Origin of the sequence: Pseudomonas sp. Nvir (assembly GCF_963778085.1) — a bacterium.
Taxonomy (GTDB): Bacteria; Pseudomonadota; Gammaproteobacteria; order Pseudomonadales; family Pseudomonadaceae; genus Aquipseudomonas; species Aquipseudomonas juntendi.
Genome location: NZ_OY970405.1, coordinates 1,574,565 through 1,588,283, shown reverse-complemented (window position 1 = coordinate 1,588,283; position 13,719 = coordinate 1,574,565). Strand labels below are relative to the sequence as shown.

Annotated in this window: 12 protein-coding genes; 6 read left to right on the top strand and 6 right to left on the bottom strand. The window is 63.4% G+C overall.

All coding sequences use genetic code 11. The annotated features are described in order from the left end of the window. Positions 1–2: 2 nt before the first annotated feature. The 3 genes from AACG97_RS07715 to AACG97_RS07705 all read right to left on the bottom strand — a co-directional run bounded on the left by AACG97_RS07715 (position 3) and on the right by AACG97_RS07705 (position 3,176). The gene (locus tag AACG97_RS07715) at positions 3–296 is read right to left on the bottom strand and encodes a YcgL domain-containing protein (RefSeq protein WP_009686808.1); all 294 of its coding nucleotides are present in this window, start codon (positions 294–296) and stop codon (positions 3–5) included. Continuing rightward, on the bottom strand, positions 293–1,426 hold the full coding sequence (gene rnd / locus AACG97_RS07710; protein ID WP_054881637.1) for a ribonuclease D: 1,134 nt from the start codon (positions 1,424–1,426) through the stop codon (positions 293–295). The genes AACG97_RS07715 and rnd overlap by 4 nt, the downstream gene beginning before the upstream one ends. 112 nt (positions 1,427–1,538) lie before the next feature. After that, positions 1,539–3,176 (bottom strand): phosphoethanolamine transferase, encoded by a 1,638-nt coding sequence (locus AACG97_RS07705; protein WP_225785760.1) that lies wholly within the window; start codon positions 3,174–3,176, stop codon positions 1,539–1,541. A gap of 252 nt (positions 3,177–3,428) precedes the next feature. Between AACG97_RS07705 and AACG97_RS07700 the strand changes: the two genes are divergently transcribed. Further along, positions 3,429–3,665, top strand: a complete 237-nt coding sequence (locus AACG97_RS07700; protein WP_029886178.1) for a YdcH family protein — start codon at positions 3,429–3,431, stop codon at positions 3,663–3,665. A gap of 45 nt (positions 3,666–3,710) precedes the next feature. On the opposite strand, the gene AACG97_RS07695 is transcribed toward AACG97_RS07700, so the two are convergent. Beyond that, the gene (locus AACG97_RS07695; protein ID WP_054882244.1) at positions 3,711–4,892 is read right to left on the bottom strand and encodes a trans-sulfuration enzyme family protein; all 1,182 of its coding nucleotides are present in this window, start codon (positions 4,890–4,892) and stop codon (positions 3,711–3,713) included. Positions 4,893–4,984: 92 nt separating this feature from the next. Between AACG97_RS07695 and AACG97_RS07690 the strand changes: the two genes are divergently transcribed. After that, positions 4,985–5,446 (top strand): Lrp/AsnC family transcriptional regulator, encoded by a 462-nt coding sequence (locus AACG97_RS07690; protein ID WP_009686813.1) that lies wholly within the window; start codon positions 4,985–4,987, stop codon positions 5,444–5,446. Positions 5,447–5,816: 370 nt separating this feature from the next. Here AACG97_RS07690 and AACG97_RS07685 read toward each other — a convergent pair whose 3' ends face one another. Next, complete coding sequence (locus tag AACG97_RS07685) at positions 5,817–8,147, bottom strand: FdhF/YdeP family oxidoreductase (protein WP_225785761.1); 2,331 nt, start codon at positions 8,145–8,147, stop codon at positions 5,817–5,819. Positions 8,148–8,383: 236 nt separating this feature from the next. Here AACG97_RS07685 and moaA point away from each other — a divergent pair, with 236 nt between their 5' ends. The 4 genes from moaA to AACG97_RS07665 all read left to right on the top strand — a co-directional run bounded on the left by moaA (position 8,384) and on the right by AACG97_RS07665 (position 12,698). Further along, positions 8,384–9,388: a GTP 3',8-cyclase MoaA gene (moaA, locus tag AACG97_RS07680; RefSeq protein WP_009686815.1), complete on the top strand. Its 1,005-nt coding sequence runs from the start codon at positions 8,384–8,386 to the stop codon at positions 9,386–9,388. A gap of 20 nt (positions 9,389–9,408) precedes the next feature. Next, complete coding sequence (locus AACG97_RS07675; RefSeq protein ID WP_232555036.1) at positions 9,409–10,308, top strand: bestrophin family protein; 900 nt, start codon at positions 9,409–9,411, stop codon at positions 10,306–10,308. 442 nt (positions 10,309–10,750) lie between these two features. Then, a complete protein-coding gene (gene moaB, locus AACG97_RS07670) occupies positions 10,751–11,290 on the top strand; it encodes a molybdenum cofactor biosynthesis protein B (RefSeq protein WP_029888079.1) in 540 nt (179 codons plus the stop codon). 520 nt (positions 11,291–11,810) lie between these two features. Beyond that, positions 11,811–12,698 (top strand): LysR family transcriptional regulator, encoded by an 888-nt coding sequence (locus AACG97_RS07665; protein WP_029886564.1) that lies wholly within the window; start codon positions 11,811–11,813, stop codon positions 12,696–12,698. On the opposite strand, the gene AACG97_RS07660 is transcribed toward AACG97_RS07665, so the two are convergent. Further along, complete coding sequence (locus AACG97_RS07660) at positions 12,686–13,468, bottom strand: AraC family transcriptional regulator (protein ID WP_029886565.1); 783 nt, start codon at positions 13,466–13,468, stop codon at positions 12,686–12,688. The genes AACG97_RS07665 and AACG97_RS07660 overlap by 13 nt on opposite strands. Between the last annotated feature and the right edge of the window lie 251 nt (positions 13,469–13,719).

Below are 13,719 nucleotides of genomic sequence, written 5' to 3'. Positions count from 1 at the left end.
GTTCAGGCCGGGTCGTTGCGGCGCAGCAGCTCTTCGGGCAGGTGCTCGATGTACTCGTCATCCGGCGGTGGCATCTGCAGGTGGTAGCCCTGGTTGTCGAGGTTCTCCAACACCTTGGTGATGTCTTCGCGGGCCAGCTTGCGTTCCGGGCTGAGCACCAGGTCGAAGGCATGCACGGGGGTGCCGAAGAACGGCAGCAGGCCTTCTGGCACGCGCTCAAGGCCGTCAGCCTTGAGCACGTACAGGTACATTTCGTTCTTGCGGGGGCTCTTGTAGATGGAGCAAATGCGTTTCATCGGGTCTCTCCGGCGCCTGCAAGGCTGTCCAGCAGGGCCTGGCCCATGCGCTCACGGCGCCAGCCGCGCAGCGAATCGGGCAATTGATAAGGGCCATTGGGGTAACCGCTCTTGAGCAGTGCCTCCAGGGCTTTTTTACGCAGCATCAGCTCAGGGGCAATGCCCAGGCGCTCGCCTTCGGCCTGGCCGATGGCGCGCAGCTGCTTGAGGATGCCGCTGGCTTCGATCGGCAGCGGTTCGGGCAAGGGCGCTGGCCACTGCTCGGCAGGCAGGCTGGCGGCGCGCTTGATCAGCTGGATAAGAAACTCACCGTCCTGACGAATGGTGCGCGGGTGCATCTCTTCGACCTTGGCCAGTGCCGACAGGTTGCTCGGCTGGTTCTTGGCGATGGGCCACAGCGAGTGTTCCTTGAGCACGCGGTTGCGGGGTACATCGCGGCTGCGGGCAGTACGCTCGCGCCAGGCGCACAGCTCACGCAGCACGGCCAACTGCTGGGGCGCCAGCTTCCAGGCCAGCTTGACGTCGCGGTACAAGGTGGCTGGCTCGACTTCGCGACGCAAGGCGGCGACCAGCTCGGCGCCATCCTCCAGCACCCAGGCGTATTTGTCGTCGCTAAGGCGCGGGCGCAGCACATTGTACAGCTCGGCCAGGTGCACGGCATCTTCGGCCGCGTAGCTGACCTGGGTGTCCGACAGCGGGCGCTGCAGCCAGTCGGAGCGGGTTTCGCCCTTGGGCAGGTCGATGCCCAGCACTTCCTGCACCAGGCGCGAGTAGCCCATGGAAAAGCCAAGGTTCAGGTAACCGGCGGCCAGCTGGGTGTCGAACAGCGGTTGTGGCAACTTGCCGGTCAGGCGCAACAGCACTTCGAGGTCTTCGCTGCAGGCATGCAGCACCTTGACCACACCACTGTTTTCCAGCAGCTCGGCCAGGGGTTGCCAGTTGCCGATCAGCAGCGGGTCGATCAGGAAGGCCCGTTGGCCGTCGCCAATCTGGATCAGCCCGGCCTTCGGGTAAAAGGTGTCGACCCGCATGAACTCGGTATCGACGGCGACAAACGGCAGTTGCTGCCAGTCGCGGCAGTGTTCAGCCAGGCTCTGGTCGTCACATATCCAGTGAATTTCGATGGCCACAAGGCTCTCCCACTAACATTGGCGCGCAGTATATACGGCGCGGGCACTGCTGGTGAAACCCGGGCCATCCTTGATATCGATCAATGGTGCGTTTGCACGCAGGGTGTAGGCGTCAGCGCTTGGCCGTCAGCCACGGGCGGCAACTGGCGAACATGTCCAGCGACCGTTGGTAGACCTCGGTGTGTACCTGCAGCAGGCCAAGCATCGAGTGGAACAGGTTGTCTTGCGACAGCGGGGCGTCACTGAGCTTGGCCAGGCAGTCGGTATCGAGGCCGAAGTCCTCCTTGTAGCTGTCGGAGAACCAGGTCAGCAGCGGAACGTGCTTCTGCTGCTCGGGGGCGATGGCGTACGGTGTGCCGTGCAGGAACAGGTTGTACTCACCCAGCGACTCGCCATGGTCGGACAGGTAGATCATCGCCGTGTCCACCTTGTCCTGCTTGCTGCGCAGGGTGTCGATCAACGAGGCCAGGACCTTGTCGGTGTAGGCCAGGGTGTTGTCGTAGCCGTTGATGATTTGCTGTTCGCTGCACTGGTTCAGGGCGTTGCTCTGGCACACCGGGCTGAAACGCTCGCCGCCTTCGGGGTAGCGCTTGAAGTACTCGGGGCCATGGCTGCCCATCTGGTGCAGCACCAGCACGGTGTCCTTGTCGAGGTTGTCGATCAGCGCATCCAGGCCTTGCAGCAGGATCTGGTCATGGCATTCACCGCCGGCGCACAGTTGCGGGTCCTTGAGGTTGCTGACATCGATGAACTGCACGCGATCGCAAGTGCCCTTGCAACCCGACTGGTTGTCCCGCCACTGCACGGCAAGGCCGGCACGCTGGAGGATGTCCAGCAGCCCTTCGCGGTTCTTGGCGACACTGGCGTCGTAGTCCTTGCGCTGCATGCCAGAGAACATGCACGGTACCGAAACCGCCGTTTCCGTGCCGCACGAATGCACGTCGGAGAACGCCAGCAGGCCCTGTTCCTTGGCCAGGTTCGGCGTGGTAACGCGGCCATAGCCCAAGACACCGAAGTGGTCTGCCCGGGCACTTTCCCCGACCACCAGCACGGTCAGCGATTTGCGCTCATGTTTCTGCCAGGCCACATCACGCTTGGCATCTTGGCCGTAAGGCTGGAACGGCCGCGCTGCGGTACCAACCCGTTCGCCGACATAACCAATGGAGGCGCCCACGATATTGCTTGGGGTCAGCATCAGGCGCAGTTCGTGGTGGTTGCGAAGCAGCGACGACAGCCCTTGGTAGTTGACCAGCGCCACCGAACCCAGCGCCACCACGCAGGCACCACTCACCAGCAGCTTGCCAAGCAGTTCGCGCTGCCAGCGGCGGTAGGCGATCTGCGCCTTGCACACCAGCACCGAAGGCAACACCCCCAGCAGCAGGATGTAAGCGGCAAACTTGAACGACATCAGGTCGCGCACTTCCGCCACATTGGTTTCGGCCATGTTGCGGAACATGCCCGCATCAATAAGTACGCCGTACTGGTTCATGAAGTAAGCCACGCCGGCGCCACTGATGAACAAGACCACAAGTAACGGCTTCAACACATAACGGAAGGCAAATAAAGTGAGTACCAGGTTGAACGCGAACAGCATCAGCACGGCGAACGCCAGAATCAGCCACAACCCCGACAGGCCGGGGGGCACGACCGCTTGCAGATGCTCCCAAAGGAACATGTTGAAGCCGATCAGCAGGTACAGGCTGGCCAGCAGCGTGACCCATTCAGTCCGCAGGGATTTGAAATTGAGCATCAGTGTTCGCAATCAAGAGTGGTTATCAACCCCACGGCCCGACGGCACTGTGGGAAAGTTGGGCGAACTCTAGAAAGCGCACCATCAATTTTTTGTGAAAAAGTCGGTAACAATTTAGTGATGGCGAGGCTTTTGCCCGTTAATGCCGTTTTCTTCAGCTGCCGTTCAGCCTGCAGCCCGTGAACGGCTTGCGCAAAGACGGCTATCCTCAGTGGTCAGGACCTAATCGACAAACCTGACAGAGGTGAAGAAATGCCAGTTCCGCATGATCTGCTCGCTGACCTGCACATTACCGCTGAGAAGTTCCAGGCACTGATGGACAACGACCAGGCGCTGCATGCACTGCACAAGGAATACAACGCCAAGGACAAGGAGGTGGTGGCCGCCGAAGGCAACGGCACCAACGACGACGCCGTCAACCGCCTGCGCAAGGAGCGGTTGTTGATCAAGGACAAGATCGAGCGGATCATTCATCCGCCCAAATCCTGACCGGGCATTTTCTTTGAATTCACCGGCCCTATCGCCGGCAAGCCCTCACACAGCAACCAGCGCTTTCAACGCCCCATCCAGGTCTTCGATCAGGTCGCGGTAATCCTCGATCCCCACCGACAGCCGCAGCAGGTTCTCGCTGATGCCCATCACGCCCTTCTGCTCCGGGCTTAGCGAGCAGTGCGACATGCTCCACGAGTGGTTGATCATGCTCTCCACCCCGCCCAGCGAGTCGGCCAATACAAAGATCTGCAGCGCCTCGACCAGGCGGTTGAGCGCGGCGCGGTCACCCTTGACCTTCATCGCCACCACCGCGCCGCCGCTGCGCATCTGGCGCTTGCACAGATCATGCTGCGGGTGGCTTTCCAGCCCAGGGTAATACACCTGCTCCACCTGCGCGTGGTGTTCCAGAAAGCGTGCCACCTGCAGGGCATTGGCGCACTGGCGCTCCATGCGCACATCCAGGGTCTTCAGGCCGCGCAGGGCCAGGTAGCAGTCGAACGGCCCCTGCACCGCGCCGATGGCCATGCTGATGCGGCGCAGGCGCGCCAGCAGCGCGTCATTGGCCGCGACCACTACCCCGCCAGTCAGGTCAGAGTGGCCGCCAATGTATTTGCTGGCCGAGTGCATCACCAGGTCCACCCCCAGGTTGATCGGGCGCTGGTTCCACGGCGAGCAGAAGGTGTTGTCGATGCAGGTGAGGATGCCCTTGGCCCGCGCCAGATCGCACACCGCCTTGATGTCGACCAGGTGCAACAACGGGTTGGTCGGCGACTCGATCCAGATCAACTGGGTTTCGGGCTTGATCGCCGCGGCCACCGCGCCCAGGTCGTTGAGGTCGACATAGGTGGTGGTCAGGCCTGAAGTACGGCTGCGGTAGTCTTCGAGAATACGGAAGGTGCCCCCGTACACGCCGTTCATCACGACCACGTGGGCATCCTTGGGCAGCAGCTCCAGGACCGTGGCGGTGGCATTCACCCCCGAGGCGCAGGCCACGGCACCCACGCCCTCTTCCAGCGCCGCTACGCAGGTTTCGTAGGCATGCCGGGTGGGGTTGCCCACGCGGCTGTAGGAGTACTCCGGCTTGTCGTCGAGGCTGCGTTTGGTGAACGAGCTGGCGGTGACGATGGCCGGGAAAATGGCATTGTCGGCAACACTGAACTGCTCGCCAGCGTGAATGGCACGGGTGGCGAAATTGCGCGGTTTGTCGGACATGGTCAGGCCCATCGGCAGAATGAAAGCTGCCACTATGGCACAAGCCAAATCGCCTGGCCTTGGGGTAACCTGTGAAATATTTTCCGGCACGGCCAGCGCGCGATATGGACAGCTTCGACCAGCACATTCTTACCCTGCTTCAGCGCGACGCCTCGATGTCGCTCAAGGACCTGGCCGAAGCCGTCAACCTGTCCACCACCCCGTGCTGGAAGCGGGTCAAGCGCCTGGAAGAAGAAGGCTACATACTCGGCCGTGTCGCCCTGCTGGCCCCCGAACGGCTAGGGCTGGGGCTGACGGTGTTCGTCCAGCTCAAGACCCAGCGCCACGACAGCGCCTGGCTGGCGCAGTTTGCCGCGACCGTTACCGGGTTCGAGGAGGTGATGGAGTGCTACCGAATGTCTGGCGACTGGGACTACATGTTGCGGGTGGTGGTGGGGGATATTGCGGCGTATGACCGGTTTTACAAAAAGCTGATTACCAGCACCGAGGGGTTGTCGAACATTACCTCCAGTTTTGCCATGGAGCAGATGAAGTACACCACGGCTTTCCCGGTGAACCGTGGCTGATGGCTGTGGGGCATATTGCCGGTAAGGCGCACAGGGATTGCATCAGGGCTGACAGGTGGTTGCCAGGCGATATGCAGCGCCTGGGAGATCGAGCGCCGCCCGCGCGGCGCATCGCGAGCTTTGCTCGCTCCTACGTTTGTTTCGGGCCAATTATGCCTGGGGGATTGGCGCGCGAACGCTTTGGCGCATGCCTCAATATTGTGCCGGACAAACAAGGCGGTCGCGCGCACCTGGCACATGGGTTACTGGCCCGAAACAAACGTAGGAGCGAGCGGAGCTCGCGATGCGCCGCGCGGGCGGCGCTCGATCTCACAGGCGCTGAAGATCCTGCGCCTACCCCCGCCCGCGACAGGGCCCTTGCAGGCGCCCGTCAATCCGAAGCCAGCACCGCCGCAATCCGGTTCCCGGCCTTGGCCTTCTCCAGCTTGATCGCCACAAACTTCGAGGTCGGGGTGTACGTCCCCTCGCCATAACTCTCCAGCGGCACCAGCGGGTTGGTCTCGGGGTAGTAAGCCGCCGCCTGCCCTTGCGGCACGTCATACGCCACCAGGCGGAACCCCGACACCCGCCGCTCCACACCATCCTCCCACAGCGACACCAGGTCCACGTGCTCGCCCGGTTCGAAGCCCAGGCGGCGGATGTCGGCCTCGTTGACAAACACCACTTCGCGCAGGCCGAACACCCCACGGTAGCGGTCGTCCAGGCCATACAGGGTGGTGTTGTACTGGTCGTGCGAACGCAGGGTCTGCAAGATCAGGTCGGGCTTGTCCCCGCGGGCCAGCACCTTGGCGTTGACCAATGCCTCGGGCAGCGTGTGGGGCATGAAGCGCGCCTTGCCGGTGGCCGTGCGGAAGTTGCGCTCGGCAGCGTGGTTACCCAGGTGGAACCCGCCGGGGCTGTTCAAGCGCTCATTGAAACGCGCGAAGCCAGGGATGACGTCGGCAATCATGTCGCGGATGCGGTTGTAGTCGGCCACTGCATAGGCCCAGTCGATCGGCTGGTTGCCCAACGTGGCCTTGGCCATGCCGGCGATGATCCATGGCTCCGAACGCATGTGCGGCGAGCGCGGGCGCAACTGGCCATGGGAGAGGTGCACCATGCTGAAGGTGTCTTCCACGGTCACGCCCTGGGGCCCTGCGGCCTGCAGGTCGATTTCGGTACGGCCCAGGCATGGCAGGATCAGCGCGTCGCGGCCGGTCACCAGGTGCGAGCGGTTGAGCTTGGTGGAAATCTGCACGGTCAGCGCGCACTTCTGCAGCGCGGCATGGGTACGCGGTGTATCCGGGGTGGCTTGGGCAAAGTTGCCGCCCAGGGCGACGAACACCTTGGCCCGCCCCTCCTCCATGGCCTTGATCGCCAGCACCGCATTGTGCCCGTGGGCACGCGGCACACGGAAGCGGAAGCGTTTTTCCAGGGCGTCGAGCAGTGCTGCCCGGGGCTTCTCGTCGATGCCCATGGTGCGGTCGCCCTGCACGTTGCTGTGGCCGCGCACCGGCGACAGGCCAGCGCCGGGCTTGCCGACGTTGCCGCGCAGAAGCTGCAGGTTGACGATTTCCTGCACGGTGGCCACCGAATGGCGGTGCTGCGTCACGCCCATGGCCCAGCACATGATGACCCGCTCGGCCTTGCGGTACATACGCGCGGCCAGTTCTATCTCGGCCAAGGTCAGGCCAGACTGCTCAACGATGTGTTCCCACGCCGTGGCGTCGACCGCCGCCAGGTAGCCATCGATACCGCTGGTGTGCTCGGCGATGAAGGCGTGGTCGAACACCGGCGGTTCGCCCTTGGCCTGGGCCTCGCGTTCCCACTGCAACAGGAACTTGGCAATACCGCGCATAGCCGCCATGTCGCCCCCCAAGGCTGGGCGGAAGTACGCGCTGGAAGTCGGCTCGGAGCCATTGCTGAGCATTTCGAACGGGTGCTGCGGGTGCTGGAAACGCTCCAGGCCACGCTCTTTGAGCGGGTTGAAGCACACCACCTGGGCACCGCGCTTGACCGCTTCACGCAGCGGTTCGAGCATGCGCGGGTGGTTGGTGCCAGGGTTCTGGCCAATCACGAAAATGGCATCGGCCAGTTCCAGGTCGTGAAACACCACGGTGCCTTTGCCCACCCCCAGGGTTTCCGACATGCCCGAGCCGCTGGCTTCGTGGCACATGTTGGAGCAGTCCGGGAAATTGTTGGTGCCATAGGCACGCACGAACAGCTGGTAGAGAAACGCCGCTTCATTGCTGGCCCGGCCCGAGGTGTAGAACTCGGCTTCGTCCGGCGATTGCAGTGCGCGCAGGTGCCGGGCAACCAGCTCGAACGCTTCTGCCCAGGTGGTTTCCACGTAATGGTCGGTGGCTGCGTCATAGCGCATCGGGTGCGTCAGGCGGCCTTGGTACTCAAGCCAGTAGTCGGTCTGCTGCTTCAACGCGCTGACGCTGTACTTGACAAAGAAGGCCGGGTCCACCGAGCGGCCGGTGGCTTCCCAGTTGACCGCCTTGGCGCCGTTTTCACAGAACTTGACCATGTCGCTTTCCGGCGACTCGCCCCAGGCACAGCCAGGGCAGTCGAAGCCGCCGTTCTGGTTGGTCTTGAGCATGGCCCGCAGGTTCTTGAAGGCGTTGTCACTGCCCAGCCAGCTCTTGGTCACGCTTTTCAGCGCCCCCCAGCCGGCGGCGGCGCCTTTGTAGTCCCTGATGTGTTCGTCCTGGCTCATGCGGTGAATCCTCACGCTTCGGTGCTTTGTTTCAGCCTATGGAGCGTGGGGCGGGGCGTCCAATCGAAAGATCTTACGGCGTGATAAGCGCTTTCGATCACGGCAGGCAGGCGACGCGCTGCCAGGCCGCATGATAGAGACCGTCGATCATGCAGTCGGACAAAGCAATTTGACGGCCCTGCGCCCAGGTTATAGCTTGGACAGAAATGCCCCCCTTCCCAGACGCGAGCGCGAACGTGGAACAGAACAGCCGGGCCCTGATCGACGGCTTCAACCGGAAAATCGACTACCTGCGGATGTCGGTCACCGACCGCTGCGACTTCCGTTGCGTGTACTGCATGGCCGAAGACATGCAGTTCCTGCCGCGCCAGCAGATTCTCAGCCTGGAGGAACTGTTCCAGGTGGCCGAGCGCTTCGTCGCCCTCGGCACCCGCAAAATCCGCCTGACCGGCGGCGAACCCTTGGTGCGCCAGGGCATCGTCGACTTGTGCGGGCGCATCGCCGCCCTGCCCGGCCTGCGCGAACTGTGCCTGACCAGCAACGGCTCGCAGCTGGGCCGCCTGGCCCAGCCGCTGTTCGACGCGGGCGTTACACGCCTGAACATCAGCCTCGACAGCCTGGACGCCGACCGCTTCAAGCAACTGACCCGTACCGGCGACCTGCACCAGGTCATTGCCGGCATCGACGCAGCCCGGCAGGCCGGTTTCAAGCGCACCAAGCTCAACTGCGTGGTGCTCAAGGGCCGCAACGACCATGAACTGGTCGACCTGGTGCGCTTTGCCATCGACCGCGAGCTGGACATCACCTTCATCGAAGAAATGCCCCTGGGGGTGATCAGCGAGCATGAACGTGGCGAGTCGTTCTGCTCCAGCGATGAAGTACGGGCGCTGCTGGCTGAACAGTTCACCCTGGTGGAGTCCACCGAAACGTCGCAGGGGCCGGCCCGTTACTGGCGCCTGGCCGAAGCGGCCAACACCCGGGTCGGCTTCATTTCGCCGCACAGCCACAACTTCTGCGCCACCTGCAACCGCGTGCGCCTGACCGTCGAGGGCCGCTTGCTGCTGTGCCTGGGCAACGAGCATTCGGTAGACCTCAAGCACGTGCTGCGCGCCCACCCGGGCGACCCCGACCGCCTGGAAAAGGCCATCCGCGACTCGCTGCACCTCAAGCCCTACCGCCATCACTTCGAAGTCGGTGGCGACGTGCAGATCCTGCGCTTCATGAACATGACCGGCGGCTGAGCAGCTGCCTCTGGATTGCCATGATCGTCCACCCCGCACCCGATGTGTTGCGCGTGTTGTTCACCCTCAAGGGTTCGATCATCAAGCGCATTGCCCTGCGCTGCCTGATGGTCACCCTGCTGGCGGCACTGATTGTGCTGGTCGAGCGCCATTACCCGGCGTTTTTCTACCCGGTCAGCGCCACCCCATTCACCTTGCTGGGCCTGTCGCTGTCGATCTTCATGAGCTTTCGCAACAACGCCTGCTATGACCGTTGGTGGGAAGGGCGCAAGGCCTGGGGCAAGCTGATCATCGAGACCCGCTCGTTCGTACGTGAGAGCGTGGTGATTGCTGACGAGAACCTGCGTACCGAGCTGCTGCGCAGCCTGTGCGGCTTTGCCCATGCGCTGAATGCGCGTTTGCGCAACGAGGATGACCTGGCGGCTGCCCGCCCTTGGCTGGCACGACCCGAAGCCGTCAGCCCGCACAATGTCTGTGATGGCATCCTGCAAGAGATTGGCGCGCATTGTTCGCAACTGGCTGCGCAGCAACACATCAGCGATTGGCGCTACAGCTTGCTGGAGCAGCGGCTGGTGGGCCTGAGCGAAGTGCAGGCCACTTGCGAGCGGATCAAGGGCACGCCATTGCCGTTTCCCTACACCCTGCTGCTGCACCGCACCATCTACATCTTCTGCATTTTGCTGCCATTTGCCCTGGCCGAGCCGCTGGGCTGGCTAGCGCCGCTGTTCACTACCATCGTGGGGTACACGTTCTTCGGGCTGGATGCGATTGGCAACGAACTGGAAGACCCGTTCGGGCGGGATGAGAATGACCTGCCTACCGATGCCATGGTGCGGACGGTGGAGCGGGATGTACTGGCGGGGTTGGGGGACCAGCAGTTGCCGCCGGCGTTGTTGCCGGTGGGGCATGTGTTGAGCTAAGGGCCCTATCGCCGGCAAGCCAGCCCACAGGGATCGCCTTAGGGCTGACAGGTGTTTGCCACAAGGTATGGCAGCGCCTGTTAGAGCGAGCGCCGCCCGCGCGGCGCAATCGCGAGCTGCGCTCGCTCCTACGTTTGTTTCGGGCCAATTATTCCTGTGGGATTCGCGCGCGAACGCCTTGGTGCATGCCTCAATATCGCGCCGTACAAACAAGGCGGCCGCGCGCGCCTGTCACAGGCGTTACTGGCCCGAAACAAACGTAGGAGCGAGCGCAGCTCGCGATGCGCCGCGCGGGCGGCGCTCGGTCTCATAGGCGCTGAAGATGCTGCGGCTACCTCCAGGCAGCGATAGAGCCTGTCGATGGAACGGTTCGCCATATCGATTGGACGCCCTCGGAGCATCCCCTTAGCGTGGCGACAAGGCCATTCAAGGAGTTCCTGTTGTGCGCGTCCAACCCGATGCGGTCTTCGTACCGCTGAACATCGCCGTGCTGACTGTCAGCGATACCCGCACCTTCGACAACGACACCTCCGGCGAACTGCTGGCCAGCCGTTCGGTAGAGGTCGGCCACCGTCTGGTGGCCCGGGCGCTGCTCAAGGACGACCTGTACAAGATCCGCGCCCAGGTGGCCACCTGGATTGCCGATGACCAGGTGCAGGTGGTGCTGATCACCGGCGGTACCGGTTTTACCGGCCGCGACAGCACGCCAGAGGCGGTCGGGTGCCTGCTGGACAAACATGTCGATGGCTTTGGCGAGCTGTTCCGCGCGTTGTCGATTCTGGATATCGGCAGCTCGACCGTGCAGAGCCGGGCGCTGGCCGGGCTGGCCAACCGCACGCTGGTGTGCTGCCTGCCGGGGTCTACCGGGGCTTGCCGTACTGCGTGGGAGGGGATCCTGGCCGAGCAGCTGGATGCCCGGCACCGGCCGTGCAACTTCGTCAAGCACCTGCTGCCCATCGAGGCCTGTGCAAGCCGGGGCTGATCGTTCGCCTGTACCGGCCCTATCGCCGGCAAGCCGGCTCCCACAGGTATTGCACAGGTTCTGAAATCTGTGTGGTCCCTGTGGGAGATTCTATGGTTCCTGGCAAGGGTAGCCGGAGCATCTTCAGCGCCTGTGAGACCGAGCGCCGCCCGCGCGGCGCATCGCGAGCTGCGCTCGCTCCTACGTTTGTTTCGGGCCAATTATGCCTGGGGGATTTGCGCGCGAACCCTTTGGCGCATGCCTCAATGTCGCGCCGTATGAACCAGGCGGTCGCGCGCACCTGGCACAGGGGTTACTGGCCCGAAACAAACGTAGGAGCGAGCGCAGCTCGCGATGCGCCGCGCGGGCGGCGCTCGATCTCACCGGCCCTGCATTTCTTGTGACAAACACCTGTCAGCCCTGACGCGATCCCAGCGGAAGCTGGCTTGCCAGCGACAGGGCCCGTCCAGACAGCATCTAACGATGGCCAGCCACCGCAGAGTTGGTTAAGGTCAACACACCCCGCATGCCAGGCACTTCCATGGACATCAAGCAGCTCAAGTTCCTCATCGCCCTCGACCAGACCCGCCACTTCGGCCAGGCGGCGGCGCTGTGCCACATCACCCAGCCGACGCTGTCCATGCGCCTGCGCAACCTGGAAGACGAACTGGACCTGGTACTGGTCAAGCGTGGCCAGCGCTTCGAGGGCTTCACCGAGGCCGGCGAGCGCATTCTGGCCTGGGCCCGCACCCTGCTGGCCGCCCACGACGGCCTGCAGGCCGAAGCCGCCAGCTGCCGTGGCCAGGTGGTCGGCAGCCTGCGCCTGGGCACGGTGCCGCTGGCCAGTTTCAACCCCATGCACCTGCTGCTGCCGCTGCGGGAAAAATACCCGGAGCTGCACTTCCAGCTCAGTTCGCTGAGCTCGGAACAGGTCATCGACGGCCTTAGCCGCAACCAGCTCGATCTGGGCATCTGCTATTTGGACCAGGTCAACACCAGCTTCTTCGATGTGATCGAGCTGGGCATCACCACCATGGGCCTGCTGCATGACACCCGGCACTTCCGCTTCGCCAGCGACACCTTGCGCTGGGCCGAGCTGGGCGACATCCCCCTGGGGTTGCTGAGCAAAGGCATGCACTACCGCCAGTCACTGGACCTGAGCTTTCGCAGCCGTGGCCTGGAGCCCAATGCGGTGCTGGAAAGCGATTCGAGCTTCCAACTGATTCAGGCCATCAACACCGGCATGTGCTGCGCGATCATGCCACTGGGCTGCGGCCTGGAAGACCTCAGCGAGCACTTGCGCATCCTGCCGGTGGCCGACGCCGCGATCCATAGCCCGGTCGGCCTGCTGCTGCGCCGCAGCGAGCCACGTTCGGCCATTGCCGAGCAGTGCTTTGCCGAGGCGCAGGCACTGTTTCAGGCGGGCTGATCGCTGGTCGCCTGGCGGTATTGGCGCGGCGTGAAGCCGGTCAGTTGCTTGAACTGGCGGCTGAAGGCGCTGTGGTCGGTGTAGCCGCAGCACATGGCCACCTCGGTGATCGGCAATTCTGAATGCAGCAAGCGATGGGCGTGCTCCAGGCGCGCCTTGTGGATCATCTGCCGTGGCGTGAGGTGGAACACCCGCTTGCAATAGCGCTCCAGCTGGGCCACCGAAATGCCCGCGATGCGGGTCAGCTCGCGCATGCTTATGGGCTGGTGAAAATGCTGGCGGATATGTTCGTCCACCGCGGCCAGGCGCTGGTACGCAGGGTGGCTGTCGGCCGCTGACTGCAGGTCGACCGAGATGCCGACCAGGCCAATGATCTCACCCGCCTGGCTGTACAACGGGCGCTTGTGGGTCAGGCACCAGCCTGGCTCGCGGCTGCCGTACAGGTGCAGCTCCAGCTGGTCTTCCAGCACCAGGCCCTCCTTCAGCACGCGCCGGTCCTGTTCGGTGTAGCCGGGGCCGAGCTGCGCCGGAAACACTTCGGCGCTGGTCTTGCCCAGCAACGGTTGCAGGCGCTTCAGGCCACAGCGCTGGACCAAGGTGTTGTTGGCCAGCACGTAGCGGGCGGCCGGGTCCTTGATGAAGATCGCAGCGTTGGGGATGGCGTCGAGGATCGGCAGCAGCAGCGAGACACCGGCCAGCAGGGCCTCGAGGGAGGCGGGACGGTGCTGGTCCAGGGAGTGGTAGAGGGGTGCCAGGGGGGTGTCGGTCATCTGCTCGATCTCTGTTGGCTTTGTCGGCCCTTTCGCGGGCATGCCCGCTCCCACAGGTACCTCACAAATCCCGAATCCTGTGCTGTACCTGTGGGAGCGGGCGAGCCCGCGAAGAGGCCGGCACTACTCACACATACCTACAGCCCTTATACGGTATGGCCTACAGCCTATTCCCCACCCTTGTGGCTGGCCACTGCTTTTTCCCAACTGTGCCGATTTCGTCATGCCCCTTGCAGAAAACCATCAAGAAC

Coding starts and splice junctions, on each gene's coding strand:
- AACG97_RS07695 (WP_054882244.1), bottom strand. CDS start 4,892: ATGGGCCTGACCATGTCCGACAAACCGCGCAATTTCGCCACCCGTGCC.
- AACG97_RS07705 (WP_225785760.1), bottom strand. CDS start 3,176: ATGCTCAATTTCAAATCCCTGCGGACTGAATGGGTCACGCTGCTGGCC.
- AACG97_RS07660 (WP_029886565.1), bottom strand. CDS start 13,468: ATGACCGACACCCCCCTGGCACCCCTCTACCACTCCCTGGACCAGCAC.
- AACG97_RS07685 (WP_225785761.1), bottom strand. CDS start 8,147: ATGAGCCAGGACGAACACATCAGGGACTACAAAGGCGCCGCCGCCGGC.
- AACG97_RS07665 (WP_029886564.1), top strand. CDS start 11,811: ATGGACATCAAGCAGCTCAAGTTCCTCATCGCCCTCGACCAGACCCGC.
- AACG97_RS07700 (WP_029886178.1), top strand. CDS start 3,429: ATGCCAGTTCCGCATGATCTGCTCGCTGACCTGCACATTACCGCTGAG.
- AACG97_RS07690 (WP_009686813.1), top strand. CDS start 4,985: ATGGACAGCTTCGACCAGCACATTCTTACCCTGCTTCAGCGCGACGCC.
- AACG97_RS07715 (WP_009686808.1), bottom strand. CDS start 296: ATGAAACGCATTTGCTCCATCTACAAGAGCCCCCGCAAGAACGAAATG.
- AACG97_RS07675 (WP_232555036.1), top strand. CDS start 9,409: ATGATCGTCCACCCCGCACCCGATGTGTTGCGCGTGTTGTTCACCCTC.